Source organism: Pseudomonas sp. P4_B3, from assembly GCF_056402295.1.
The window spans coordinates 1-23,322 of the sequence record NZ_JBFUHR010000040.1 but is presented as its reverse complement, the minus strand read 5'-3'; the positions used below and the strand labels follow the sequence as shown (position 1 = coordinate 23,322).

General features: G+C 57.0%; 23 protein-coding genes and 3 pseudogenes. 10 read left to right on the top strand and 16 right to left on the bottom strand.

Annotated features, from left to right (window positions below; translation table 11 throughout):
* Positions 1 to 217: 217 nt before the first annotated feature.
* Positions 218 to 424, top strand: coding sequence for a co-regulatory protein PtrA N-terminal domain-containing protein (locus tag AC1DWG_RS29995; RefSeq protein WP_477765321.1), 207 nt, complete (start codon positions 218 to 220; stop codon positions 422 to 424).
* Positions 425 to 548: 124 nt separating this feature from the next.
* On the opposite strand, the gene AC1DWG_RS29990 is transcribed toward AC1DWG_RS29995, so the two are convergent.
* The 3 genes from AC1DWG_RS29990 to kynU form a co-directional block, all read right to left on the bottom strand.
* Positions 549 to 1,961: an amino acid permease gene (locus tag AC1DWG_RS29990; protein ID WP_477765320.1), complete on the bottom strand. Its 1,413-nt coding sequence runs from the start codon at positions 1,959 to 1,961 to the stop codon at positions 549 to 551.
* 85 nt (positions 1,962 to 2,046) lie between these two features.
* Positions 2,047 to 3,360 (bottom strand): OprD family porin, encoded by a 1,314-nt coding sequence (locus AC1DWG_RS29985; protein ID WP_477765319.1) that lies wholly within the window; start codon positions 3,358 to 3,360, stop codon positions 2,047 to 2,049.
* Between the two features lie 100 nt (positions 3,361 to 3,460).
* Positions 3,461 to 4,711: a kynureninase gene (gene kynU / locus AC1DWG_RS29980; RefSeq protein ID WP_477765318.1), complete on the bottom strand. Its 1,251-nt coding sequence runs from the start codon at positions 4,709 to 4,711 to the stop codon at positions 3,461 to 3,463.
* A gap of 209 nt (positions 4,712 to 4,920) precedes the next feature.
* Between kynU and AC1DWG_RS29975 the strand changes: the two genes are divergently transcribed.
* Positions 4,921 to 5,394 (top strand): Lrp/AsnC family transcriptional regulator, encoded by a 474-nt coding sequence (locus AC1DWG_RS29975; protein ID WP_477788747.1) that lies wholly within the window; start codon positions 4,921 to 4,923, stop codon positions 5,392 to 5,394.
* Between the two features lie 12 nt (positions 5,395 to 5,406).
* Here the strand turns inward: AC1DWG_RS29975 and AC1DWG_RS29970 are convergent, their stop codons facing one another.
* Positions 5,407 to 6,420 carry an AraC family transcriptional regulator gene (locus tag AC1DWG_RS29970; protein WP_477756297.1) on the bottom strand — a complete coding sequence of 338 codons (1,014 nt, stop codon included), beginning with the start codon at positions 6,418 to 6,420 and terminating at the stop codon, positions 5,407 to 5,409.
* A 374-nt stretch (positions 6,421 to 6,794) separates the two neighbouring features.
* On the opposite strand from AC1DWG_RS29970, the gene antA reads away from it, so the two are divergent.
* Genes antA through antC form a run of 3 tightly spaced genes read left to right on the top strand, consistent with a single transcriptional unit; the run spans position 6,795 to position 9,718 of the window.
* Positions 6,795 to 8,186, top strand: coding sequence for an anthranilate 1,2-dioxygenase large subunit (gene antA, locus AC1DWG_RS29965; protein WP_477788746.1), 1,392 nt, complete (start codon positions 6,795 to 6,797; stop codon positions 8,184 to 8,186).
* Complete coding sequence (gene antB / locus AC1DWG_RS29960; protein WP_477765316.1) at positions 8,186 to 8,677, top strand: anthranilate 1,2-dioxygenase small subunit; 492 nt, start codon at positions 8,186 to 8,188, stop codon at positions 8,675 to 8,677. Before antA ends, antB begins: the two co-directional genes overlap by 1 nt.
* A gap of 18 nt (positions 8,678 to 8,695) precedes the next feature.
* Positions 8,696 to 9,718, top strand: coding sequence for an anthranilate 1,2-dioxygenase electron transfer component AntC (antC, locus tag AC1DWG_RS29955; protein WP_477788745.1), 1,023 nt, complete (start codon positions 8,696 to 8,698; stop codon positions 9,716 to 9,718).
* A 96-nt stretch (positions 9,719 to 9,814) separates the two neighbouring features.
* Here antC and kynB read toward each other — a convergent pair whose 3' ends face one another.
* Both kynB and AC1DWG_RS29945 read right to left on the bottom strand, forming a co-directional pair.
* Complete coding sequence (gene kynB / locus AC1DWG_RS29950; RefSeq protein WP_477755813.1) at positions 9,815 to 10,468, bottom strand: arylformamidase; 654 nt, start codon at positions 10,466 to 10,468, stop codon at positions 9,815 to 9,817.
* Between the two features lie 216 nt (positions 10,469 to 10,684).
* Entirely contained in the window at positions 10,685 to 10,846 is a 162-nt protein-coding gene (locus AC1DWG_RS29945) for a DUF2986 domain-containing protein (protein WP_108218102.1), read from the bottom strand.
* A 348-nt stretch (positions 10,847 to 11,194) separates the two neighbouring features.
* Here AC1DWG_RS29945 and AC1DWG_RS29940 point away from each other — a divergent pair, with 348 nt between their 5' ends.
* Positions 11,195 to 12,277: a 2OG-Fe(II) oxygenase gene (locus AC1DWG_RS29940; protein WP_477755815.1), complete on the top strand. Its 1,083-nt coding sequence runs from the start codon at positions 11,195 to 11,197 to the stop codon at positions 12,275 to 12,277.
* Between the two features lie 136 nt (positions 12,278 to 12,413).
* Here AC1DWG_RS29940 and AC1DWG_RS29935 read toward each other — a convergent pair whose 3' ends face one another.
* Positions 12,414 to 13,163 carry a hydroxypyruvate isomerase family protein gene (locus AC1DWG_RS29935; protein WP_477765314.1) on the bottom strand — a complete coding sequence of 250 codons (750 nt, stop codon included), beginning with the start codon at positions 13,161 to 13,163 and terminating at the stop codon, positions 12,414 to 12,416.
* 379 nt (positions 13,164 to 13,542) lie between these two features.
* Between AC1DWG_RS29935 and AC1DWG_RS29930 the strand changes: the two genes are divergently transcribed.
* Together AC1DWG_RS29930 and AC1DWG_RS29925 are read left to right on the top strand one after the other, a co-directional pair.
* Positions 13,543 to 14,175: a dihydrofolate reductase family protein gene (locus AC1DWG_RS29930; protein WP_477755817.1), complete on the top strand. Its 633-nt coding sequence runs from the start codon at positions 13,543 to 13,545 to the stop codon at positions 14,173 to 14,175.
* A 129-nt stretch (positions 14,176 to 14,304) separates the two neighbouring features.
* Positions 14,305 to 15,099 (top strand): glycosyltransferase family 2 protein, encoded by a 795-nt coding sequence (locus AC1DWG_RS29925; protein ID WP_477765313.1) that lies wholly within the window; start codon positions 14,305 to 14,307, stop codon positions 15,097 to 15,099.
* A gap of 85 nt (positions 15,100 to 15,184) precedes the next feature.
* Here the strand turns inward: AC1DWG_RS29925 and sorB are convergent, their stop codons facing one another.
* From sorB to AC1DWG_RS29890, 7 genes and pseudogenes are all read right to left on the bottom strand, one after another.
* Positions 15,185 to 15,829: a SorB family sulfite dehydrogenase c-type cytochrome subunit gene (gene sorB, locus AC1DWG_RS29920; RefSeq protein ID WP_477765312.1), complete on the bottom strand. Its 645-nt coding sequence runs from the start codon at positions 15,827 to 15,829 to the stop codon at positions 15,185 to 15,187.
* Between the two features lie 10 nt (positions 15,830 to 15,839).
* Positions 15,840 to 17,081: a SorA family sulfite dehydrogenase catalytic subunit gene (gene sorA, locus AC1DWG_RS29915; RefSeq protein WP_477755820.1), complete on the bottom strand. Its 1,242-nt coding sequence runs from the start codon at positions 17,079 to 17,081 to the stop codon at positions 15,840 to 15,842.
* Positions 17,082 to 17,533: 452 nt separating this feature from the next.
* Positions 17,534 to 17,842, bottom strand: a complete 309-nt coding sequence (locus AC1DWG_RS29910) for a DUF6124 family protein (RefSeq protein WP_477765311.1) — start codon at positions 17,840 to 17,842, stop codon at positions 17,534 to 17,536.
* A gap of 446 nt (positions 17,843 to 18,288) precedes the next feature.
* Positions 18,289 to 18,597, bottom strand: a complete 309-nt coding sequence (locus tag AC1DWG_RS29905; RefSeq protein WP_477765310.1) for a hypothetical protein — start codon at positions 18,595 to 18,597, stop codon at positions 18,289 to 18,291.
* A 44-nt stretch (positions 18,598 to 18,641) separates the two neighbouring features.
* Positions 18,642 to 19,355 (bottom strand): helix-turn-helix transcriptional regulator, encoded by a 714-nt coding sequence (locus tag AC1DWG_RS29900; protein ID WP_477765309.1) that lies wholly within the window; start codon positions 19,353 to 19,355, stop codon positions 18,642 to 18,644.
* The gene (locus tag AC1DWG_RS29895; protein ID WP_477765308.1) at positions 19,348 to 19,602 is read right to left on the bottom strand and encodes a helix-hairpin-helix domain-containing protein; all 255 of its coding nucleotides are present in this window, start codon (positions 19,600 to 19,602) and stop codon (positions 19,348 to 19,350) included. Before AC1DWG_RS29895 ends, AC1DWG_RS29900 begins: the two co-directional genes overlap by 8 nt.
* 552 nt (positions 19,603 to 20,154) lie before the next feature.
* Positions 20,155 to 20,322 (bottom strand): annotated as a pseudogene (locus tag AC1DWG_RS29890) (transposase domain-containing protein); the annotation flags it as partial.
* Here AC1DWG_RS29890 and AC1DWG_RS29885 point away from each other — a divergent pair.
* Positions 20,318 to 20,443 (top strand): annotated as a pseudogene (locus tag AC1DWG_RS29885) (transposase domain-containing protein); the annotation flags it as partial. The pseudogenes AC1DWG_RS29890 and AC1DWG_RS29885 overlap by 5 nt on opposite strands.
* On the opposite strand, the gene AC1DWG_RS29880 reads toward AC1DWG_RS29885, so the two are convergent.
* Positions 20,440 to 21,648 (bottom strand): MFS transporter, encoded by a 1,209-nt coding sequence (locus AC1DWG_RS29880; protein ID WP_477788744.1) that lies wholly within the window; start codon positions 21,646 to 21,648, stop codon positions 20,440 to 20,442. The pseudogene AC1DWG_RS29885 and the gene AC1DWG_RS29880 sit on opposite strands and share 4 nt — an antisense overlap.
* 105 nt (positions 21,649 to 21,753) lie before the next feature.
* Entirely contained in the window at positions 21,754 to 22,620 is an 867-nt protein-coding gene (locus tag AC1DWG_RS29875; RefSeq protein ID WP_477788743.1) for a LysR family transcriptional regulator, read from the bottom strand.
* A 533-nt stretch (positions 22,621 to 23,153) separates the two neighbouring features.
* Between AC1DWG_RS29875 and AC1DWG_RS29870 the strand changes: the two are divergent.
* Positions 23,154 to 23,322 (top strand): annotated as a pseudogene (locus tag AC1DWG_RS29870) (IS110 family transposase); the annotation flags it as partial.

Below are 23,322 nucleotides of genomic sequence, written 5' to 3'. Positions count from 1 at the left end.
GCCTATCCGGTGCTCATCGTCGCTGGGTTCGGGATGATGGTATTGCTCACTGCCTGGGCCAAAAACAGAGACACCGAAGCGCACATGGAGCAAGGCACCAGGACTCCAGGAAACGCCGCCCTGGCTGGCTGGTAATTCCAGGTTGAACAAGGACGTTCAGCGCTAGCCAATGAATCCCGCTTTAACTGTTAATAAAGTCTCACTTGAGGATATCCAAATGAAATCCATGAAAGTTCTCTTCGTAGTCGCCACTCTGACCGCTTCTTCTCTGGCGATGGCCACAGGTGGCGGTGATCGGACCTTCGCACGCATGGAGTCGGCCCGGACAGTCTCGATGAAAGCCTTCCAGGTTGCCCAGAAACAGAAGGCTGAAGCCGCTGTAGCTGAAAGCAAAGCCAAGGCAGCCGACCGCACCAACAGCTGATCTGTGGTGCGGCCTCAAGCCTCGAATGCAGCACCCAAGCCAGCTGACCTTCACGACAGGGTCATAACGGCAGGGCAAGCCTTGCAGGTTGAAGAATGCCCGTATCGTGAGATACGGGCATTTTTTATGGGGCCAGTATTTTTCGCTCTTGATGCGTGACCGCCCTGGTTTTCCTGAAGAAAATACCGTAGACAATCGACAGCACCAGCAGAAACGGCACACCGAACACCAGGGTCATCTTGAAGGCTTCAGTGAAGTAGGTGGTGATCATCACCGCCCCCATCAGCACCAGCCCCAGCAATGTGCTGTAGGGAAAGAGACGCATGCGGAACGACAGTTTGCGGTTGCCATTGCGTTCGTGAAAACGACGGAAACAGAAGTGCGTGAGGAAGATCATGAACCAGGTAAAGATCGCGCCGAACATCGAGATCGCCATCATCAGGGTGAACGAACTTTCCGGGTACAGGATGTTGAGCAAGGTCGCCAGGGCGATACCTGAACTGGAGAGCAACAGCGCGTTCAGCGGGATCCCGGTCTTGCTAAGCACACCCATGGATTTTGGCGCGTAGCCGGCACGGGACAGGCTGAACATCATGCGCGTGGTGATGTACAGCTGACTGTTCATCGCCGACAACGCCGCAATCAGGATCACGAAATTCATCACGCCGGTGGCGCCGGGAATGCCGATGGCTTGCATCACCGTGACGAACGGACTCTGGGCATGGCCAGCCTGGACCCAAGGAACGATTGCCAGCATCAATGCCAGGGTCAGCAGGTAGAACACCACCAGGCGCACGATAGTCCCGCGAAAAGCTTTCTTCACCGCTTGTTCCGGGTCTTTTGCCTCTCCGGCAGCCACCGCGATCATCTCCACGCTCAGGTAGCTGAAGATCGACACGATCACCGCGATCCACATCCCTTGCAGTCCATTGGGGAAGAAGCCGCCGTGAGCGGTGTAATTGTGCACGCCGTAGTCCGGATTGCCGGAACCGAACACCACATACACCGCCAGGATGATGAAGCCGACAATCGCGCCGATCTTGATGGTCGAGAACCAGTATTCGAAAGTGCCGAAGGTCTTCACGCTGATGGCATTGAGCACGATCAGCACGCTGGAGAACGAGACGATCCATATCCACTCCGGCACGTTGGCAAACCAGTACTTCATGTACATCGCCACCGCCGTCACTTCCGTGCCCACCGCGAGCACAATCGCCGCCCAATAGGCATAGCGCACCAGGAACCCGGCCAAGGGGCTGACATAAAATTCGGCGTAGGCACCGAATGAACCCGAGGTCGAATGGGCCACGGTCATTTCGGCCAGGCAGCCCATCAGCAGCAAGGTGATGATTGCGCCGATGGCGTAGCTGAGCAGTACGCTCGGCCCGGCATAACCGATGGCATAGGCGCTGCCCATGAACAGCCCGGTGCCGATTGCACCGCCAATGGCGATCATGCTCATCTGCCCCGACGTCAGCTGACGCCGCAGGCCGTGTTCACGGTTGGATATCGTTTCGAAACCGGAGTTATCGGTCATTTTTATGTCCTCTGGATTTTGTCTTTCTTGAAGAGCACGTCGTGGGTTTAACGGTGGGGATCAGCCACGCACAGCAGGACACGGATCAGAAAATACTCAGTGGATACTCGATGATCACCCGGACTTCGTTGTTGTCCGTGGTGTCGGCACGGGCGACCTGCGCGGTGGAACGCACACTGGCCTGACGCACGCGTATTGAAAGATCCCTGGCCTTGCCCGACTGCACGACATAGCGTGCCTCGAGGTCGCGCTCCCAGCGCTTGCCGTCATCGCCGTAACGTCCATAGGCGCCAATGGGTCCGCCGTCGTAATGGCTGTCATCGATATGGTCACCACTGACGTAACGCGACATGAAGCTCAGACCCGGCACGCCGAAAGGTGCCATGTCCAGGTCATAACGCAGTTGCCAGGAGCGTTCGTTGGGGGCGTTGAAGTCGAGGACCTGAATCGAGTTGGCGAGAAAGATCGAGGTGCCCGGTTGCTGATCGAACCCCAGGTAATCGAACGGCTCATCGCCATCGACCCGCTGGTACGCCAGGGTCACTCGATGGGCGCCGAACCTGTACGCGGTGGCCAGCGACCAGGTGGTGTTGTCGATCTTGCCGGCCAGGCTCTGGCCGCTGTCGTTGGTGCGATAGAGATTGAAATCCAGGTTCAGCGACTGGCCTTCGCCAAGGGCAAAGGTGTAGTTGGTATTGGCGTAGTACTGGCGCCAGATGTCGGTGAACTGCGAACCGTACAGGCTGACACTCAGTTGATCGCTCAGGGCATAACTGCCGCCCAGATAATCGACGCTGCGGGTTTCCACGCCGGCGTACAGCGCTTTGAGCGCGCCATTGGCATTGGTCGAATTACTGTCGTTGCCAGCGGTGAAGTGACCGATGTCCAGTTGCAATGCCTTGAGTTCATTGCTGGTCAACTGAAAGCCGGTGGCAACACTGGTGAACAGACGCGCATTGCCAGTGCCGAACACCGGGTTGAGCGGTGTCAGGTTGCCGTACTTGAGCTCGGTCTGCGAAATCCGCGCCTTCACCGCACCACCCGCTTCGGAATACTCATCCTCGGGACGGCCATCGGCATCGACCGGCAGCAAACCCGTGCCCGTGCGTCCCTTGCCACTGTCGAGCTTGAGGCCCAACTGCGCATAAGCATCGACCCCGAACCCCACCGTTCCCTGGGTGTAGCCGGAGCGGTAATCGAGCATGATCCCGTGGGCCCACTCGTCCCGATAGTTCTGACCGCCCGGGTTGTTGAGGTTATTGCGGTAGAAATAGAAGTTACGGTTGGTCAGGGTCAGGCTGCTGTCTTCGACAAATCCGTTGTCGGTTGCGGCACAGGCCATTTGGCCCAGGCAACTGGAGATGGCGAGCGGCAAGGCAGGCCAGAGGGACAGTTTCATTCTGCGTGCTCCTTATTATTGTGATTGCAGAACTGATGATTGGGCGAGAGAAACCCCGCCGCGGGGAAATTCCCGCAGCAGGAAACGGACGCCGCAGGGTTCAGGTCACGCTGTGACGAACCTGGAATTGCGCTTGCGACCAGGTGTTCTGGTCGAGGATCTCGCCGAGAATCTGTACCGCATCCCAGACTTCGGTGAAGGTCGTGTACAGCGGGGTGAAACCGAAACGCATGATGCGTGGCTCGCGGTAATCACCAATCACGCCACGCTCGATCAGGGCCTGGATCACCGCATAACCTTCGGGGTGTTCGAAGCTGACATGGCTGCCACGCCGGGCGTGCTCACGCGGCGTGATCAACTTCAGTTCGTGAGCCGCGCAACGCTGCTCGACCAATTCGATGAACAAGTCGGTCAGGGCCAGGGATTTGCGGCGCAGGCTGGCCATGTCGGTCTGGGCGAACACGTCCAGGCCGCACTCGACCATCGCCAAAGAGGTAATCGGCTGGGTGCCGCACAGGTAGCGCGCGATGCCGCTGCTCGGCTCGTAATGCGACTCCATGGCGAACTGCCGCGAGTGGCCGAACCAGCCGGACAGTGGCTGCGGCACCAGATCGCACAACTGTGGCGAAACCCAGACAAAGGCCTGCGAGCCCGGCCCGCCATTGAGGTACTTGTAGGTGCAGCCGATGGCGTAATCGGCACCCGCCCGATGCAGGTCGACCGGTACCGCGCCCGCGGAATGGGCCAGGTCCCAGATTGCCAGCGCGCCACATTCGTGAGTCAGCGCGGTCAGGGCCTGCATATCGTGCATGTAGCCGGTCTTGTAATTGACGTGGGTGAGCATGACCACTGCCGTGTCCTGGTCAATCGCTTGCGGCAACGCTTCAGGACTGTCGACCAGGCGCAGGGTATAACCCTGTTGCAGCATCTGCGCGAGGCCTTCGGCGATGTACAGGTCGGTGGGGAAATTGCTCGACTCGCTGACGATCACCCGTCGCTGCGGCGACCTGGTGGCCTGTACGCGCAAAGCGGCGCTCAGCACTTTGAACAGGTTGATCGAAGTGGTATCGGTCACCACGACTTCACCCTCCCCCGCACCGATCAAGCCCGCCAGGCGGTTGCCCAGACGCTCGGACAGTTCGCGCCAGCCTGCGCTGTTCCAGCTGCGGATCAAGCCATTGCCCCACTCCTCGGCGACCACCGCTTGCGCCCGCGCCAATGCAGCGACCGGCCGCGCGCCCAGGGAATTGCCATCGAGATAAATAACGCCCTCGGGGAGCGCAAACTGCTGGCGCAGGGGTGCCAGCGCGTCCTGGGCATCAAGTGCCAGGCAACTGTTTCTTGTCGTCATCGGGTGTCCTGTTTTTTGTTATGCGACGCCATCCGGGCAGGTTGCATCAGCCGGTTCAGGCGCCCTGATTCAAGGCGCTTCACTTGCCTTTCGGTGGAGAGATAATGAACGAACCTTTGAAGAATTTTCGTGCAAAGTAACCGGTCATGTAGTAGTTATTTCGCAGAATATTCGAATCAAACCCCAATAAACGCGGATTTATTCAAACCATGAATCTTGACTCGACAGACCTGCGAATCCTGCATCAATTGCAACAGGATGGCCGCATCAGCAATCAGGAATTGGCGGAGAAAGTCGCCTTGTCACCGTCGGCTTGCCTGCGTCGTTTGCGCCTGCTGGAAAGCGAAGGAATCATCACCGGCTATCGCGCGGTGCTGAACGCCGAACGGCTGGGCATTGAACTGGAAGCCATCGTTCATGTGTCGCTGCGACAGGACGTCGAGGACTGGCACGAGACCTTCATCAAGAAGGTTCAGGAGTGGCCGGAAGTGGTCACCGCCTATGTGGTTACCGGGGCGAGCAACTATGTGTTGCGGGTACAGGCCCGCAACCTCAAACATTTCTCGGATTTCATCGTCAACCACCTCAACCGCACCGCCGGCGTCACCGATATACGTTCGGAAATCGTCCTGCAAAAAATCAAGGAGCGTGAGCAATTGCTGGATCTGGTGGTACGCAAGTAAGGACGCCGACCTTCAAAGCCCGTGCAGGCGCCGGGCTTCGTTGCGCTGCAACGTCATGCTCGGGGTTTCGTCGAACAGCTTGCGGTACTCGGTGGAAAAACGCCCCAGGTGCATGAACCCCCAGCCCATCGCGATCCCGGAAATATTGCGTGCCGAACCGTGCTCAAGAATCTCCTGGCGCACGGCGTTCAAGCGGTACTTTTTCAGGTAGACCATTGGCGACATGGCGAAGTACTTCTTGAACGCATCGAACAACTTGAAGCGCGAAACGCCGGCAGCGGCCTCAATGTCCTCCAGATGCAACGCTTCGCGGGCGTTGTCGTGGATGTACTGTCGAGCCCTGATCAGGTAGTGCGGCAACTTCACGCCCAGCACGTCCCGCAGCGCCTGCGAATAGTTGTTGGGCTGGGCCAGGATCAAGCCTTTGATCAGCGAGCTTTCAATGTCCCGGGTGAAGGCCACCTGTTCGAAGAGTTCGCTGCTGCGCGCAAGCTCGTCGATGAAGTAACGCGCCATGCGCCACCACGACGCCGATGCGCCATCGATCGCATCCATCACCGGCTCGAAGCGCAGCGGCGCGTCCAGAGGCCGTTGCAACATCCCCTCCAGCGCTTCGCTCATCGCGATACGCGTAATCACCACCTGAACCTTGCGACAGTCACCGGAGATCGCCAGCAGCTGGTTTTCATTGGGCGACACGATGACCCCTTGATCGCGGTCGGACCTGAGCACGCTGCCATCCTTGCTCAGCTCCTGTTGGCCCACCAGCGGCAAGCTCAGGCTGTAGCTGCTGAAGTGCTCGGCGTCTTCGATATCGATGGTGACATCGGTGCCGTATTCGATAGTACCCAGGGTGGTGGCCATCGATTTGAACATGTTGGCGTTGTGATGAAAGCGAATCCGTTCGGGGGTCGCGCTCACCAGTCGATGGGGCCCGCAGATACCGGACATCCAGCTTCTGGCGGCCTCCAGGTCATCGCTGTCGACACGAATGTCGCGAAACTGCGGATCCACTTTGCTGCTCATCACGGTGCACTCACAGGCAATATTTTCGGCGCGCTCTGACGGCGCGTACCAGGCGGGAAAGGAGCAACTTCCACGCCATAAATCGTCGGCGCCCACTTAACGGATAGTGATCGGTAACTAAGCGGATAAGACATGGCTGACAAAGCCGCAAAAGCACTCGATCAGCACTCGGCGCATTGCAAAACAGTATCTGATTGGCGCAATCAGGTGCAGCCGTTTATCACCTGGTGCGGGATTTGTGTCATCGCTGCCCAACCAACTGTTACCGGCCCCCCAATTTTACGGACTGCCTTCGCCAACTTATCGGATAGACCGCCACCCGCCCCGCTCCTCTAATGAGCGCACCGATTAGCCCAATAAAAAAGGTGCACACCATGAGTGGCGAAAAAAACGTCGAGCAGTGGAAAGCGTTTATCCAAAGCTGCCTGGATTTCCGCCCGGCAGAGGGCGTATTCCGCATCGCCCGGGACATCTTCACCGAGCCGCAGCTGTTCGATCTGGAGATGGAACTGATCTTCGAAAAGAACTGGATCTACGCCTGCCACGAAAGCGAGCTGGCCAACAACCACGACTTCGTGACTATGCGCGCCGGCCGCCAGCCGATGATCATTACCCGCGACGGTGATGGTCAGCTCAATGCGCTGATCAATGCCTGCCAGCATCGCGGCACGACGCTGACCCGCGTCGGCAAGGGCAATCAGTCGACCTTCACCTGCCCGTTCCATGCCTGGTGCTACAAAAGCGATGGTCGCCTGGTCAAGGTCAAGGCGCCGGGCGAGTACCCGGAAGGCTTCGACAAAGCCACCCGCGGCCTGAAGAAAGCCCGCATCCAGAGCTACAAGGGTTTCGTCTTCATCAGCCTGGATGTGCACGCCGACAACAGCCTGGAAGACTTCCTCGGCGACGCCAAAGTGTTCTTCGACATGATGGTCGCCCAGTCGCCGACCGGTAAGCTGGAGGTACTGCCCGGCAAGTCGGCCTACACCTACGACGGCAACTGGAAACTGCAGAACGAAAACGGCCTCGATGGTTATCACGTCAGCACGGTCCACTACAACTACGTGGCCACGGTGCAGCACCGCCAGCAGGTCAACAGCGAGAACGGCACCGCCGCCAGCGGCACCCTCGACTACAGCAAGCTCGGCGCCGGTGATGCCAATACCGATGACGGCTGGTTCGCCTTCAACAATGGCCACAGCCTGCTGTTCAGCGACATGCCCAACCCGTCGGTGCGCTCCGGCTACGCGACGATCATGCCGCGCCTGATCGAAGAACACGGCCAGCAAAAGGCCGAGTGGATGATGCATCGCCTGCGTAACCTGAATATCTATCCGAGCCTGTTTTTCCTCGATCAGATCAGCTCGCAATTGCGCATCATCCGCCCGGTGGCATGGAACAAGACCGAAATCGTCAGCCAATGCATCGGCGTCAAGGGCGAGTCCGATGCCGATCGCGAAAACCGCATTCGCCAGTTCGAGGACTTCTTCAACGTCTCGGGCCTGGGCACACCGGATGACCTGGTGGAGTTCCGTGAAGCCCAGCGTGGCTTTCAGGCGCGCCTGGAACGCTGGAGCGATATTTCCCGCGGCAGTCACCGCTGGGCCACTGGTGCCACGCCCAACAGCGAAGCGATCGGCATTGCCCCGGCCATGACCGGCACCGAATTCACCCACGAAGGGCTTTACGTCAACCAGCACCGCAACTGGCAGCAATTCCTGCTCGATGGCCTGGACGCGAAATCCCTGAAACTCCGTGAGGTGCAATGATGAATGCGCAATTGCAGTACCAGATCGAACAGTTTTTCTATCGCAAGTCCGAACTGTGCGACGCTCAGGACTGGGATGCCTACATCCAGCTGTTCGCCGAGCACAGCGAGTTCCACGTGCCGCAATGGGACTCCGAACACGTCTACACCCGCGACCCCAAACGCGAAATGTCGCTGATCTATTACCCCAATCGTTCAGGCCTGGAAGACCGCGTGTTCCGCCTGCGCACCGGCAAGTCCGCGTCCTCGACGCCAATGCCGCGCACCTTGCATCAGATCAACAACGTGCGGATCGGCGAGCTTGCAAACGGCGAGCTGGAGGTGCGGCTGAACTGGCACACGTTGTACTACCGCCTGGCGACATCCGAGCAGTTTTTCGGCCGCGCGACCTATCACCTCACGCCACACGCCGATAGCTGGCTGATCACTCGCAAGCATGTGCTGCTGCTCAACGACACCATCAACTCGGTACTCGATTTCTACCACATCTGAATCCAAGGAGACCGGGGCATGAACCATAAGGTCGCGTTCAGCTTTGCCGACGGCAAAACGCTGTTCTTTCCCGTACAACCCAACGAAATCCTGCTCGACGCCGCCCTGCGCAATGGCATCAACATTCCCCTGGATTGCCGCGAAGGCGTCTGCGGAACCTGCCAGGGGCGTTGCGAGTCGGGCGATTACAGCCAGGACTATGTGGATGAGGAAGCCCTCTCCAGCCAGGACCTGCAACAACGCAAAATGCTCACCTGCCAGACACGGGTCAAATCCGACGCGGCGTTCTATTTCGACTTCGCCTCCAGCCTGTGCAATGCCGCCGGCCCCGATCAACTCACGGCAACGGTCAGCGACGTCAAACAGGTCTCGGCCAGTACCGCGATCCTGCATCTGGATCTGGGTCAGGTCGGGCAATCACTGGATTTCCTGCCGGGACAATACGCCCGGTTGCGGATCCCGGGCACCGAGAACAAGCGCTCTTATTCGTTCGCCAATCGGCCGAGCGCCAGCAATCAGCTGCAGTTTCTGATTCGCCTGCTTCCCGACGGGGTAATGAGCAACTACATCCGCGAACGCTGTCAGGTGGGCGACCAAATCGTTCTGGAGGCACCGCTGGGGGCTTTTTATCTGCGACACGTCGCCAGGCCGCTGATCCTGGTGGCCGGTGGCACCGGTCTTTCTGCATTGCTGGGCATGCTCGACGAGCTCGCCGAACGCGGCTGCGAGCAACCCGTGCATTTGTACTACGGTGTGCGCGATGCGACCGACCTGTGCGAGCAGGCGCGCATCCACGCGTATGCGCAACGCATCCCGGGGTTGCGCTACACCGAGGTGGTCAGCGAGCCGTCACCGCAATGGACCGGCAAGCGCGGCTACATTGCCGAACACTTCGACGCCGCTGAACTGCGCGATGGCGAGGTTGATATGTACGTCTGCGGGCCACCGCCGATGGTTGAGTCGATCAAAACCTGGTTACAGGCCCAGGCACTGGACAGCGTGCACCTGTACTACGAAAAATTCACCGAGAGTAATGCCTGACATCGCTCACCCGAATGGGGCGCCGGAACCGGGCGCCAGAACCGGGAGCCAGGTTGGTGCCCGGTTCCGGCGTCCACTTCGGATCTGTTGAATGGGTTACCCGCGTTGCGACGTACTCAGCGGCCGCAGAATCGCCCTGACCGGACTGGCGTCCAGATGAGCAAAGCGCAGCGGCAAGGCGATCAATTCATAATCGCCTTCCGGGACATCGTCCAGCACGATGCCTTCAAGAATCGCCATGTGATGGCGGGCCACGGCACCGTGTGAATCCATGGTCCTGGATTGCTGGGGGTCCAGTGAGGGCGTATCGATGCCAATCAACCGCACACCAAGGCTCGCCAGCAAGTCGATGGTTTCCCTGGCAACGGCCGTGAACCCTGAATCCCAGGCTGTCAGCGGCGCTTGTCGATAGGTGCGCAGCAGCACGCGCTCGGGCACGTCGTGCAAACGTCCTTGCAATTGCCCGGGCTGCACCAGTTCGCCGCTGTCCAGACAATGCAAAACGCGGCAAGGCCCGATATAGACGTCCAACGCCACATCGCCAATCGGCGCACCATCAGCGCTGTAATGCAGCGGTGCATCGACGTGGGCGCCGGTATGCGGCGACAGGGTGATGCGTCCGACATTCACCGGACACTCGGGACCGTAGGTCCAGACGCGTTCCTCCTGGAACGGCGTGTCACCCGGCCAGGTCGGCGTTTCGGTACTCAAGGGTGGACTGATGTCCCACAACGTTGTTTTTTTTGTCATCGCAATGCTCACCGGATTTACCGAGTGAAATGATACGAGCGACAGCGGTGAAGATTCGTGCAAAAACCTTGGGTAACCGTGTGGGCTTTCGCACAAACCGCCGTGGATGAGCGGGATTGCGGCAGGAAATTTCAACGCGTGTCGCTTTCACAAAGTTCGGTGCAGGGCTCTCTCAAACGCCATACCCGCCCTTCTTGTGGCGAACGACGATATGGATCAGCTCTCAGCGCAAATGCTGGAGTCCTGACTGGACTCAGCAGCCAGTTTCAATCGGTCCGCTTTACTGATGTATTTTGACTTGCTTTTCGGTGCCAATTTGGCACTGGCTTTTTTGGCGTTAGCCTTTAACAACTGGTTTATTTTTTTACGACGGTTCATGTTTTCCTACTCCTTTTGCAAGTGCTTGAATGATATCAGCTTAAAGTATCGGGTCAGATCCCTGTGGTGCGCACTTGGTGCATAACGCTGGACACAGGCGGTGAATCGCCCCTGGATACCAGTCATGAAGGAGCAATCGCGATCTGCGCTCTGGGCAGCTTCGACAAGACTGAACTAGTTTTACCTGCAAGCTTCGAGTGCCTGGCGCTTTTCCCGCATCGGCATCGTAGTGATGCGGTACCGTAAGCCCATTTGTAAGCGGTACCTTTGGGGAAGAAGCAGTGCTCGGCGTGAGTCTCCTGACTTTATTCCTGATAGCGATCCACTGCCTGCCGGCAAGGAGTTGTGATGCGCGCTACAGCGTTTTCAGTCGGTGGACCTGCCCCTTGGTTCCATTGCCGCACTCAACAAAGAGAGCGCTTTTGTTTCGACACCATTGGCGGTCGGTATGTAGTGCTTTGTTTTTTTGGTTCTGCGGCTGATCCTGCATCAATTAAAGTTCTGGAGGGTGTTCGGGCCCATCGCCAGCGGTTCAATGACGATCACGTCTGCTTCTTTGGTGTTTCCGTAGATCCCGAGGATGAAAAGCTGAAGCGGGTAGAAAGTGCGATACCTGGCATGCGCTTCATCTGGGACTTCGATCGGTCAGTCAGTCAGCTCTACGGTACATTGCAGCCAGACGGCAGCATCAGGCAAATGACCTGCGTGCTGGATCCTGCGCTGCGTTTCCTGGCCATCATCCCGATAGAGGCACCGGTTGATAACCATATACCCTCGTTAATGCGCTTTCTGGATAGATTACCCGCACTGGCTGCGCCACATGCCGCCACACCACACGCCCCTGTCCTGGTGATTCCCCGTATATTTGAGCCCAAGCTGTGTAAAGCACTAATACGTTATTACGACGAACGTGGCGGAGAGGAATCCGGGTTTATGATGGAGCAGTCGGGTAAAACCGTCTACATCACCGACCATGGCCACAAGCAACGTCGTGACTGCGTTATTGAAGACAAGGCTCTATCCAAAGCATGCTCGCTGCGTATAGCCGACCGTTTGCTTCCAGAGCTACACAAAGCGTTCCAGTTCAATGCCACTCGAATGGAGCGCTATCTGGTGGCCTGCTACAACAGCGATGAAGGCGGGCATTTCCGGCCCCATAGGGATAACACCACGAAGGGTACAGCGCATCGCCGTTTTGCCGTTTCCCTGTTTCTTAATTCCGGAGAGTACGAAGGCGGTTTTCTGCATTTTCCAGAGTTTGGAAAAGCGCTTTACAGCGCTCCAACAGGAGGGGCTGTGGTGTTTTCGTGTTCACTTTTGCACGAAGCCACGCCTGTAACCCAAGGTCGCCGCTATATGTTTCTCCCGTTTCTATACGATGATGCCGCTCGCGTCATTCGAGAAGAGAATCTCCCATTTATTGGAAGCTGACTCGTGTGCAACACAACTCAGCTGTCATTACAGACGGCCTTGAATGCCAGCTCGTTGTCAGTGCAGTCGGTACATCGAGCGCCTTTCAAATTTCTCCACCTGAGGAGTGCATCAGGGTAACGGGTGCCCGCAAGTGCTAAGCACCTAGCTGCTTGATCCAGTCCAGGCTCGCAACGGTAGAGACGGAAGGACGGTATTCACACCCGATCCATCCTGGGTAGCCACGCTGCTCCAGCGCCGCGAACAAGGCAGCAAAGTCGATGCTCCCCGTTCCCGGTTCGTGACGACCCGGACAGTCAGCAATTTGCACATGGACGGTTCGGTCATAAAATCGAGCCAGAACATCTGCTGCGTCTGCGGTCAAAAGCTGGGCATGGTAAAGATCGAGAATCAGCCCGACACTCGGGAAGGTCTCCAGCACCTGTTGCGCCCTGCTGAAGTCAGACATGTAGTAGCCCGGCATTTCCTTCGAACTGATCACTTCGATCAGGGGCCGCAACCCCTGATCTTCGAAGTACTTGACTGCATACGCAAGGTTGCTCCCGAAGATAAGCGCAGCCTCATCCTGCGTCGTAACTCCAGACATGATGTGGACATCCGAACAAGCCAGCACCTTTGCATAACGGGCGGCCTGGACCAGGCCAGCGCGAAACTCTTCTTCCTTGCCTTGCAGGGCTGCAATGCCTTTGGTGACGCCCGCCGGTGCAGCGAACTGAATCAGAGGAAGAGCGTATTGAGCCAAGTGGTCGGCCAGGAGACTGGCGTCGAATTCATAGGGCGACGGAAACTCCACCGCCCGAAATCCAGCGGCGGCGGCGGCTTCGATGCGTTGCAGAAAAGGCAATTCATTGAATTGAAAACCGAGATGAGCATTGAACTTGAGCATTGGGTAAACATCCATCCTGGGAAGAAACGAAAAGCCTGGAACATCCTTTGTGGCTCCGACACTACACTATCGTAAGTGGTCCATACAGACAGACCAGAGCGAGCCAGTGCCTACCCTGCGTCGCTCATCATCGAAAACCGGGCGAAACAAATCAGATCGCAGATCTTCGACTGACTGGCTACCGCATTACATCGTGCGTCCACCAGCGGCCACTGGAAAACAGGGGCTTATCGCAATGCATTCCCACGAGAAATAGAAACCCGCGCAGCTTGTTGTCGATTTCACAGCGTCCGGTTCGACTATCTATCAGGGAATGGTCCCAAGGGATCGCAGATTTCCCTGCCTGAACTTTTTCATCCGGATGAATCAGGAGAAGAACATGCGCACACTCACCGTTGCCGCGTTCGTGAGTCTGGACGGCGTCATGCAAGCGCCCGGCGGGCCTGAAGAGGACACCAGTGGTGGATTCCGCTTCGGTGGCTGGATCGTCCCCTACGCCGACAAAACCACCGGTCAGGCCGTACAGGACCTGTTCTCCCAGCCGTTCGAGTTGCTGCTGGGACGTCGTACCTACGACATCTTCGCCGCCTATTGGCCACACATTCAGGCCGACTCCACTCACCACACCATTGCTGATCTATTCAACGGCGTACCCAAGCACGTGGCCACCCATCGCGCCGATTCGCTGGCCTGGCAGAACAGTCATGCGCTGCAGGGCAACCTGGTCGACGCGATCAGCGCGCTCAAGCGCCAGGACGGTCCTCAGCTACTGACCCAAGGCAGCGGCGAACTGGTGCGCCAACTGCTTGCCGCCGGCCTGGTGGACGAGTTGCGGCTGATGATTCATCCCATCCTGCTGGGGCGCGGCAAGCATTTGTTCGACGACAATGCACAAGCGTCGGCCTTCACCTTGCTCAACTCGATCAGCTCGCCCGGGGGCGTGCTGATCGCCCGTTACATCCGCAGTGGCGAGGTGCGCACTGGCACATTCGAGGGCGTCAGGCAGCGATAGCCTGCGCCCCTGGCAAGCGGCTCAAAACCCTGTGCCCGCCTCGACACCAACGGCCCAGGTGAAATTAAGCCTGGGCTAAGGTTGCCTCTGTTAGTCTTCGACGCTTTTAAGTCGTCGAGCATTTCGAAGATGGGTAGTGTCGATACAAACGCCAAGCCACCGTTCAGCATCGTTCTGGTTAATTACAAAACCCTTGATTTGACCAGGATCTGCCTGGACCTATTGCGCGAGCCTGTACGCAAAGCCGCAATCCCGGTCTGGGTGGTGGATAACGGTTCGGCGGACGCCAGCGTCGAGTATTTGCGCTCACTCGACTGGATCAATCTGGTCGAACGGGATGCCCCCACCAAAGAGCCGGGCCACATCGCCCATGGCAAGGCGCTGGACATGGCACTGACCAGGGTTGATACCGACTATCTGTTCCTGATGCACACCGACACGTTTGTCTTCGATGCAAACGTCTTCGCGATGATGATGGACCACTGCACAAAAGATCGAAACGTCGCAGCGGTCGGTTGCACGGAACAACTCAACCGCGGACTGCCAAGGACCGTGTGGCGCTTCACTTCACGCCTGCTCAAGCACCATTACCGGCGCCTCAAGCAATCGCTCGGCCTGCGATCAAAAGAGCCAAAACCCTACAGAGAAACTTACTTGAAAAGCTTTTGCACGCTATGGAATTGCAGGCTGATGAAGCAGCAGGGTCTGCATTTTCAGATCGACGACCGTGTGCCCGGTTATGAGTTGCAAGACCGGGTGATCGGACTTGGCTACAAGGTCGTGTTTCTGTCGCCCGGCAAAATCTTCAAGTACCTGGACCACGTCCAGGCCGGCACCGTTGCCGCTGCTGGCGGTTATGGCCAGGATCATCGACGGACCAAGATGTACCAGGACATTCTAAAGCGCTTCAGTGCAACCAACTAGATGTCTTGAACAAACCTGCGCCCCCAAAAAAGCCCACTGACCGTTGTCGGTTCAGTGGGCTTTTTCGCATCAGGCTAACGCTGATTCACTGCTTCATGATGTACGTCGCCAGGCTCTTCAGGTCGTCCGAACTCAACTGCGCGAACGGTGGCATGGGCACATCCCCCCACTTGCCGCTACCGCCGTGCTGAATGCTCGACATTACCCGGGCCAGTGCCTGCGGGTCATTGGCATACTTGACCGCCACATCGTGATAGGCCGGGCCGACGACCTTGTGGTCGACCGCGTGACAGGACAGGCAGGCGTTGTCCTGGAGCAAGGCCGAGGCGACTTTCGCTACCGACACCGTCGGTGGCTGATCCGTCGGCGGGTTCGAGGCCGCCTGAACATCGGCATCGCTCGCCTGGGCACTGCCGTAGGTCACTGCCAGATAGGCGCCGATCACCTTCACCTCCTGGTCGCTGATCGGCGCACCGTACACCTGCTGCATCTTGCCTGCTTCAGCAGTCCATTGCGCCAGGCTCATGCCAGGCGGCTGGAAGTTGATGTAATCGGCCGAATGGCAGATCGAACACTTCTGCTGCGCCAATGGGTAGCCCGGCAACGTACTGGGCTTGAGCGCCGCCGTTTCGGGCGGCAAGGTGATCGACAGTGGCGCTGCACCCGCCATGCTGGCCAGACCAACCTGAACCGCGCACAGCACGGTGCTCATGAGTTTCACAAGTTTCATGCAGTCCTCCTCAGGCGACGGTCACGTGGCTGGTTTCGACGACGTGGCGGCGGTAGCCACCGGGGTTCCAGTCCGCCTGCAGCGGCTGAGTCTCGCCCGCACTGTTGCTGGCCCGTACCATCAACTGCGTGGCGCCCTTGCTGGTAAAGGTGATCGGCAGTGTCCACTCACGGAAGGAGAAACGGCCAAGGTCCTGCCCAAGCGCAGCTTCGCGCCAGATTTTTCCGCCGTCGATCGACACCTCCACCTTGTTGACCCCAACGCCACCGTCGAACGCGATGCCCTTGAGCACCACGCTTTTGTTCAGCGGCAATACATCGCCGTGTTTAACGCTGGTGATGAAACTGCGCACCGGCAGCCTGGAAATCGGCCGGGTTTTCGCCGCCGTGGTGCCGGGGGCAATGCAGAAGCAATCGTTATCCGGAACCCGGTACGCCTTGGCCATGAAGAAACCGTCATAGGTATGGTCGATGACCTCGATCTCACTCAGGTGCTTGACCCAATACGTGCCGAAATAGCCCGGCACCACCAGACGAATCGGGTAACCGTTGAGAAATGGCAGGTCGGTGCCATTCATCGACCAGGCAATCATCGGCTCGCCGTCCATGGCATGGCTGATGTCCAGCGCCTTGATGAACTCCGGCGTGCTCGGCAGCACGGGTTTGTCGAGCCCACGGAAAGTCACTTGCGCGGCACCGGCTTTCACACCGGCCTTTTCCAATACCGCCTTGAGCGGCACCCCCACCCACCGCGCATTGCCCATCGAGCCATTGCCCAACTGGGCGCCAAACACCCGCGGCATCGAGAAGCCACGGCTGTTACCCGAACATTGATTGACGGCCACCACTTCCACCGGTTCGGCGAGGGCCTTGAGCTCGGCAAGAGATAGCGACAGCGGCGTATCGACCGAACCCTTGATCGTCAGGCGGTAGCTGTCGGGATCGATGCTGGTCGGGAAATTGGCCAGGTGATAACGCACGAAAAAGGCGTCATTGGGCGTGATCGGCCCTTCGTTGAACACCGGGAACGGCGTCTCCAGGTGCGGCGGTCGAGTGGTCACCAGGGTCAACGGGCGTTTTTGCGGGTATTGCACCAACGGTCGTGGGCCAGCGGCAAAGGTCACTTCTTCAGCGTTTTCGTCTGCTGCCTTGGCTAGGTTTGCCAACGGCGAGGCCGCCAAAGCCAAAGTGAATGCATCGCGTAAAACCCGCCGGCGGCTCGGCTGGTTGCTGTCTACGAAACTGAACTTCATTCTGCGCTCTCTCTGATTGTTTTATTGAGATGCAACTGACAGTCCCCCATCAGAGTAGTGAGGCAGGACTTCATGTGCCAATGCGGTTTCGCTTTACGGTTCGAGGTCGGTAAACAAACCAGTATCGTCACGTGCAAGCGGGTTGCTTCACATTAAGCGTCAGTGACTTGGCAATTGATGACAGGGGCTGCCGAAGCGTGCGGCATAGAGAGCAATGCTGTTCAGTTAAGCGAATGTGGTCCTCTGTAGGAGCAGCCGGTCGACGCTCGATTGCTCGCGATGGTCGATAACGATAACGCGTGTGAACCGGATAAACGCGGCGTACTTGAGTCCATCGCCAGCAAGCTGGCTCCTACAGTTTCCCGGGATTGCGTGAAGAACCCAAAAAAAGCCCACTGACCGTCGCCGGTTCAGTGGGCTTTTTCACATCAGGCTAAAACCGCCCTTGCCTGCTACTGCGGATCTACCTGATCCAGCACGCGGTTCACCGATAGTTCCGCCAAGGCAATCATCTGTTGAACCCCCAGTGCCAAATTACATTTTGGGCCAGAGAGGATAAAAGCCAGTTCACTGGCCATGACACTGGCCGAGGCAAGGGTTTCACAGGCATGAACCAGGAGGGTCTCGTTGTTGACGTTGGGGGCGATGGTGAAGATGGGGTTGGGACGGCGGTCGGTCATTTGGGGCTTGCGAGATGAGGACTCGGAATCGGCGTCTATCTGCGCGTCCGTTTCAGGGGGATTCGGAGTTGGTTTTATCATTGTGAAGCTCCTATGAAGTGAGCCCCTCCCCATCCGCTACCACGCAAAATAGGGAGACGGCTGTACACAGGGTGGTAGACCGGTCATAGGAACCCGGCAGGCCGAAGCCTCCCATGCACAGCCGCCACAAAGCAGCCAGCACAAAAAAACGCCCTGAGGCGTTCTGGGTCTATGAAGAAACCGGGCTACCACACCCGTTCGCTGAATTGGCAGCGACGGGCCAAGGTTAGCGAGGTGAGTTGTGAAGTGCAAGCCCCATGGAATATGGAAAAACTTGAGGCTAATTACCGCTTTCAAACCAACAAAAAGTCATCAAAAGCCTGGCGGGACGCTGCATATTTACCCAGCAATAGGTGATCTGAGAACACTGACACTGGAAGTGACGGCACCGATGCCTGACAGCAAAGGCATCGGTGTCTCTTGCCTGCTCTGGCAGACCGTTGGGGTCAACTCATCTCTGGAACGAGATGACTCATGAACGTCAGGTTTTCAATAGCGCACATATACTCGGAGAATCTCGGATCTCCATCGTTGAACGCCTTTGCCACTTTTTGTGCGTTCTCAAGACTGTCCCACATTGCCAAGTCCGCGAAGATTCGGTCGTCGCTCATAGGGCAGTACGCGTGGTACTCAATCAAACCCGGAAAGGTCTTTAACGTTTCACGAAGCCTCGCGCGAAGTACTGGCACTTGCGCAACGCATTCCTGTTTGACCTTGAAAATGGCTAATTCGAGTACATGAGATGAGCGCTGCATAGGGATGACCTGCTGTGTGTTTGGAAGTCCCAATTATCAGTAGCTCATACTGACAGCGTAGTGTCAGTAGTGGTGATCGCTTTCCACTGGCTTGCCTGGTGCTTCATATACGCTTGGAGATCAAGGGCAGGATTGTCGGGTGATGGTCGTTGAGCAATAACGATGGAGGCTATACGATCGACCCGAAAATCGCGGTAAGCCACCCTGGTACTACACCAGCTTCCAACCGTCCACTTTCCTCCCCAGTAGAAAAGGCCAAGGGGGGAAATGAGGCGTTGCGAAACCGCACCGTCCAGGCTGGTATAAGTTATCTTCAGCGCCTGAGCGTTTTCGATGGCATTTCGAAGGGTTGCCAAATGACCACGCGTCGAGGAAGGTGTTGTTCCAAGTGCCCTGATTTTTGCCGCGCTGGGGTCAACCTTGTGATGGACTATGGACGCTGAGATTTTGCTCAACAACATCCTCGCAGCAGCACTTAGATCGTTATCGGCGGAAGCTGAGAGCATTTCCATCCCGAGCATCAATGCATCCAGTTCGAGTCTGTTCAACGTTAACGGCGGCATCTCAAAATCGGCATCCAAGGCATACCCCACGCCAGCGGTACCATAGATTGGGATTCCACTGAAGGAAAGGTCGTCGACGTATCGATAGATTGAGCGAACGGAAACGCCAATTCGGCTAGCCAGTCGTTCAGCAGAGATTGGCTGATGGACACGAATCAGATTTACCAATTGAAATAAGCGATCAGCTTTACGCACCAGGTGTGCTCAACCAAGAGTCCTTTGCAAGCTCAATGGCCGCGTTAATGGCGGCCCGAGCTTGGGGGCTATTCTTCCAGCAAGTCGATCCCACTGCTGCCGATGCCTCAGCAAGGATGTCACAAGCATTCGCTTTACCGAGCACAGCTAGCGAGTCAATGCCCATCTGCTCAAGGCGAGCGATAACAGCCGGCCCTACGCCCTTCAGGGCCAACAAGGCATTATGTTCCGTCAGTGGAAATGGCATCCGTAAACTCCTGTAATCGGCCAATGAGGCAACCGGAGTTTGCCCGACGCAAGAGGGCATCTCAATAGATGGACTCCATCGCTCTAAGCGCAGGCATCAGGCAGGTGGGTTCAGCGTAAGCGTTCAGCGATCACACCTTCCCAGTTTGCAACGCGTCGTTGGTCGATCCCGCTATCATGCAGGGCGTAGATCACGAATGTAGATAACGCTATGCCAAGATTGTCATTCGCCGTCAGAATTTTGTTCGCATGCTGCCTTTTAATCGCAACCGTTAATCACATCCGTGCAGACGTTTCGTATGGATTGCTCTGGGACTACGGATACGGGTCTGGCACTTACTTGGCCAGCCGTATTTTCTGGGGGGCGCTTACGTTTTTTGACCCGCTTGCAGCACTGCTACTTTTCCTCAAGCCAAGAGCCGGAATCGTGCTTACGATAGCGATTATTTTGGTCGACGTAACCCATAACACTTTTTACGTCGCATTGAAGCAACAGTGGCTGGAGCCGTTCTACCTGTCCCAGGTAGCTTTCCTTATCGTAGTATCCCTACTCTCACCCATCGCTTGGAATGGCCCTATTCGGGACGTAGCGCGCACTAATCCAGTCCGACTGTGATTCGCTCCATTTATGAGGTAGAAGCTCTTCGATCTCACTCGCCCGCTGCGTCGGAAGGCGTGTCAGAACGTCTTTAAGATAAACATACGGATCATGCCTGTTGATCCAGTCTGCGCGCATGAACGGGCACGATCCATACACCTATCTGAAAGACGTCCTCAGGCGCTTGCCAACCCAGCGCGCCAGTCAGATTATCGATTTGCTGCCACATAAGTGGGCTCGTTAGGCCTCGCCGTGTGTACGAGTTTGACTTTGCTTAGGGACGTGCCTCCAAAGCTGCGTGAGCGCCAAAGAAGCAAGACTCGCGATAATGAGCGCAAGTGAGCTTATTCCAATGCTCAACCCCCAAAAGTCGATCAAGTAACCTGTTAACACCGGGATCGCCCCAGCAGGCACATACCCTCCCATGTTGAACACTGCGTTGGTTTCGGCTCTGCGCTGCGCAGGCACGCGGTCAGCAATAAGGGTCAGTCCACCTAACTGGCCCAAGCCTTGACCGGCGCCCGCCAACAGAGCGGAAACGATCAGCCATGGAGCGGAACCGGTTTCCAGCGCGATCCACACGAAAATCATTGAGAAGACAGTACCGATCCCGCTAAGCAAAAACACGGTACGGCTGCTGTATCGCTTCGCCGCAAACTGCACACCTACGGCGACGAGGAACATTGAAAAGGCCATACAACCCGTGACAAGGGGACTATTCACGCCTAGAAAAGTCGCTATCAGCTTGGGGCCGAGCGACAGGATGAATGATGTCGAAGTTATTCCAGGGCCGAAGAACGCTATCCCCAATAGCACGATGCCGAGGTTTTCCTTAGCGACGGTGGGCAAGCGCGCTTTAAACGTACCGCCCCCAAGCTTTTGGTTTTTTTGATTGAGTAGCGCTAGGAGCGCCACGCACAAAATCGCGATTTCCACTCGGAAGACTGTGTGGATCGGGTTCGGAAGATATTGCGCAACGACCCCTGCCAATAGCGGCCCCGTGCCCGCTCCGGCCACCATCGCGACAGATGCCATTAGCGAAGCAAAATGCTTGCGATGAGGCTGAGCATGCTCGACGACATTCGCCATACCCCCAGATACAACGAGGCCCACCGAAACGCCGGTGAGGAAGCGTGCGAGCATCAAGACGCCGATGCTGTGCGCTTGATCGAACAGAATCGCTGCAATGATAGCCAGCCCCACACAGGGTAGAAGCAAGGCTTTGCGCCCGTAGTGGTCGGACAGCTGCCCAGCGACGGTGAGAGTTAGAAGAAGACCAATGATGTAGCAGGCAAAAATTACGGTTAGCACCCCCGACGCGAAGCCGAGGGACTGCTGCCAAAAGCTGTAGAGTGGCGTAGCGGCATTTGAAAGTATAAAAATCGCGGTCACGATCCAAGCTGTACGGTACACAGCCATTGAGCTTTTTATGGGATGGGAACTGCTCATTGGTGAAGGGCCTCTCAGTGGGCAGGAATTCAATTCGGAGCCCAGAGTAGAGGTATGTTTCGTGATGGCCCATTCATCAAAATCACAAACCAGATGTGAAAAAATTCACAGTTCCTGTGCCTGCACTAATCCCTCCATGAGGAAATCAAGCACTGCCCGGATTTTTAGAGAGCTGCGTAAATCTTCATGAAACGCGAGCCAGATGGGTAGTTCCAGCGGTGTGTGATCCATATCAACCCTTGCCAGCCCATATTCTTTGCCTAAAAAATCCGGAAGGAAAACTATGCCAGCATTGCCTACGGCAGCTAATGCCTGGATGCGCAGGTCGTTGCTGGTGACGGAAAGCGGTCTTCCTTCCAGCCGATCCAGGAGCCATTGCTGCTGTACCGAATCCTCCATGCTACGGTCGTAGCCTATGAACTCGAACTCTTCAGGTTCACGTTGACTAATGTAGTCCTCGCTAGCATGAGGGTAAAAACGCAATGAGCCGAGACTTCTGGCGACGACACTCTGTTCATCCGGCCTGCTGAAGGTAATGGCAATATCGGTTTCTTTCCTTGCCAACGACGCAGTGGACTTGGCTCCGACGAGCGTCAGCTGCAACCGGGGATAACGCTCGCGCAATACCCCAAGTCGCCGAGCTACCAACGTTCCGAGGTATGCAGGAGGTGCAGACAAGATCACCGCACCCTCAATACGGTTTTCTCCCCCGTCAGCGAATCGCCTGAGCGCAAGTGACGCAGACTCCATCTGCGCTGCATATGCACCTACCCTCACACCATCCTCGGTCAGTTGGTAGACACGACCCCTACGATCTACCAGCTTCATGTCCAAAGAGGCTTCAAGGGCAGCTATTCGGCGAGCCACAGTCGCGTGCTCTACCCCCAGCGAGCGAGCCGCAGCGGCTAAGGAGCCCTCATGAACAAAGGCAAAGAAAAAACGGAGGCTGTCCCAGTCAAGCATATTGGTCATCAGAGTGTGGTTAGGAGTGGATTTACAGCGAGCGAAAAGCGTAGCTTACCGATAAATCAGGTGGCGCTGCCGCATATAGCTTGGACTTAATTTCGTCCCCATGTTCTCCGCCCCAAGAACCGCTTGGTGATTACAGCGATCACGACGGGCATGGAATATTTAGTCCCCCCGGGGTCTGTAGAGCAATGGGCAAAATCGCGGGGGATATCAGGGGGCCCTTGTCCTTCCATCGGCGCTCCGACTTCGACTCCACTGCTCACTCCACGCACTTCCATTTGCACCTAACGCATCGCTTCCAGCATCCCCGACGCGGCTGGGTTAGGATTCTAGCCCGGTGCAGGTCAGTTTCGTTGCGCAAGGTGTATTGGACGGACGCTTACAAACATAATGCCGATCATGCCTCCAGAATCATTTTCCAGCCCACAAAAAAACCCACTGACCGTCGCCGGTTCAGTGGGCTAATGAGATGGTCACCCCCACACCCTGCGAGGGCTACGCTTTCGCAGGGTGTTTTGTTTTCGGAGGCCATCATCATGATCCAGTCAGCACTGATCGGTATCGATCTCGGCAAACATAATTTCCACCTTCACGGCCAGGATAAATCAGGCCGCGAGGTGTTTCGCAAGAAGCTCTCTCGGGCGCAGATGATGCAGCTTTTCGGCAACGTGCCGAGTTGTATCGTGGTGATGGAAGCCTGTGCGG

Excerpts from the sequence above, each read along its gene's own strand:
- AC1DWG_RS29940 (WP_477755815.1), top strand. The coding sequence starts at position 11,195 with ATGCGCGCTACAGCGTTTTCAGTCGGTGGACCTGCCCCTTGGTTCCAT.
- AC1DWG_RS29895 (WP_477765308.1), bottom strand. The coding sequence starts at position 19,602 with ATGCCATTTCCACTGACGGAACATAATGCCTTGTTGGCCCTGAAGGGC.
- AC1DWG_RS29905 (WP_477765310.1), bottom strand. The coding sequence starts at position 18,597 with ATGCAGCGCTCATCTCATGTACTCGAATTAGCCATTTTCAAGGTCAAA.
- AC1DWG_RS29925 (WP_477765313.1), top strand. The coding sequence starts at position 14,305 with ATGGGTAGTGTCGATACAAACGCCAAGCCACCGTTCAGCATCGTTCTG.
- antC (WP_477788745.1), top strand. The coding sequence starts at position 8,696 with ATGAACCATAAGGTCGCGTTCAGCTTTGCCGACGGCAAAACGCTGTTC.
- antA (WP_477788746.1), top strand. The coding sequence starts at position 6,795 with ATGAGTGGCGAAAAAAACGTCGAGCAGTGGAAAGCGTTTATCCAAAGC.
- AC1DWG_RS29990 (WP_477765320.1), bottom strand. The coding sequence starts at position 1,961 with ATGACCGATAACTCCGGTTTCGAAACGATATCCAACCGTGAACACGGC.
- AC1DWG_RS29930 (WP_477755817.1), top strand. The coding sequence starts at position 13,543 with ATGCGCACACTCACCGTTGCCGCGTTCGTGAGTCTGGACGGCGTCATG.
- AC1DWG_RS29910 (WP_477765311.1), bottom strand. The coding sequence starts at position 17,842 with ATGATAAAACCAACTCCGAATCCCCCTGAAACGGACGCGCAGATAGAC.
- AC1DWG_RS29880 (WP_477788744.1), bottom strand. The coding sequence starts at position 21,648 with ATGAGCAGTTCCCATCCCATAAAAAGCTCAATGGCTGTGTACCGTACA.
- AC1DWG_RS29875 (WP_477788743.1), bottom strand. The coding sequence starts at position 22,620 with ATGACCAATATGCTTGACTGGGACAGCCTCCGTTTTTTCTTTGCCTTT.
- sorA (WP_477755820.1), bottom strand. The coding sequence starts at position 17,081 with ATGAAGTTCAGTTTCGTAGACAGCAACCAGCCGAGCCGCCGGCGGGTT.
- antB (WP_477765316.1), top strand. The coding sequence starts at position 8,186 with ATGAATGCGCAATTGCAGTACCAGATCGAACAGTTTTTCTATCGCAAG.
- AC1DWG_RS29975 (WP_477788747.1), top strand. The coding sequence starts at position 4,921 with ATGAATCTTGACTCGACAGACCTGCGAATCCTGCATCAATTGCAACAG.
- AC1DWG_RS29970 (WP_477756297.1), bottom strand. The coding sequence starts at position 6,420 with ATGAGCAGCAAAGTGGATCCGCAGTTTCGCGACATTCGTGTCGACAGC.
- AC1DWG_RS29935 (WP_477765314.1), bottom strand. The coding sequence starts at position 13,163 with ATGCTCAAGTTCAATGCTCATCTCGGTTTTCAATTCAATGAATTGCCT.
- sorB (WP_477765312.1), bottom strand. The coding sequence starts at position 15,829 with ATGAAACTTGTGAAACTCATGAGCACCGTGCTGTGCGCGGTTCAGGTT.
- AC1DWG_RS29995 (WP_477765321.1), top strand. The coding sequence starts at position 218 with ATGAAATCCATGAAAGTTCTCTTCGTAGTCGCCACTCTGACCGCTTCT.
- kynB (WP_477755813.1), bottom strand. The coding sequence starts at position 10,468 with ATGACAAAAAAAACAACGTTGTGGGACATCAGTCCACCCTTGAGTACC.
- kynU (WP_477765318.1), bottom strand. The coding sequence starts at position 4,711 with ATGACGACAAGAAACAGTTGCCTGGCACTTGATGCCCAGGACGCGCTG.
- AC1DWG_RS29985 (WP_477765319.1), bottom strand. The coding sequence starts at position 3,360 with ATGAAACTGTCCCTCTGGCCTGCCTTGCCGCTCGCCATCTCCAGTTGC.
- AC1DWG_RS29945 (WP_108218102.1), bottom strand. The coding sequence starts at position 10,846 with ATGAACCGTCGTAAAAAAATAAACCAGTTGTTAAAGGCTAACGCCAAA.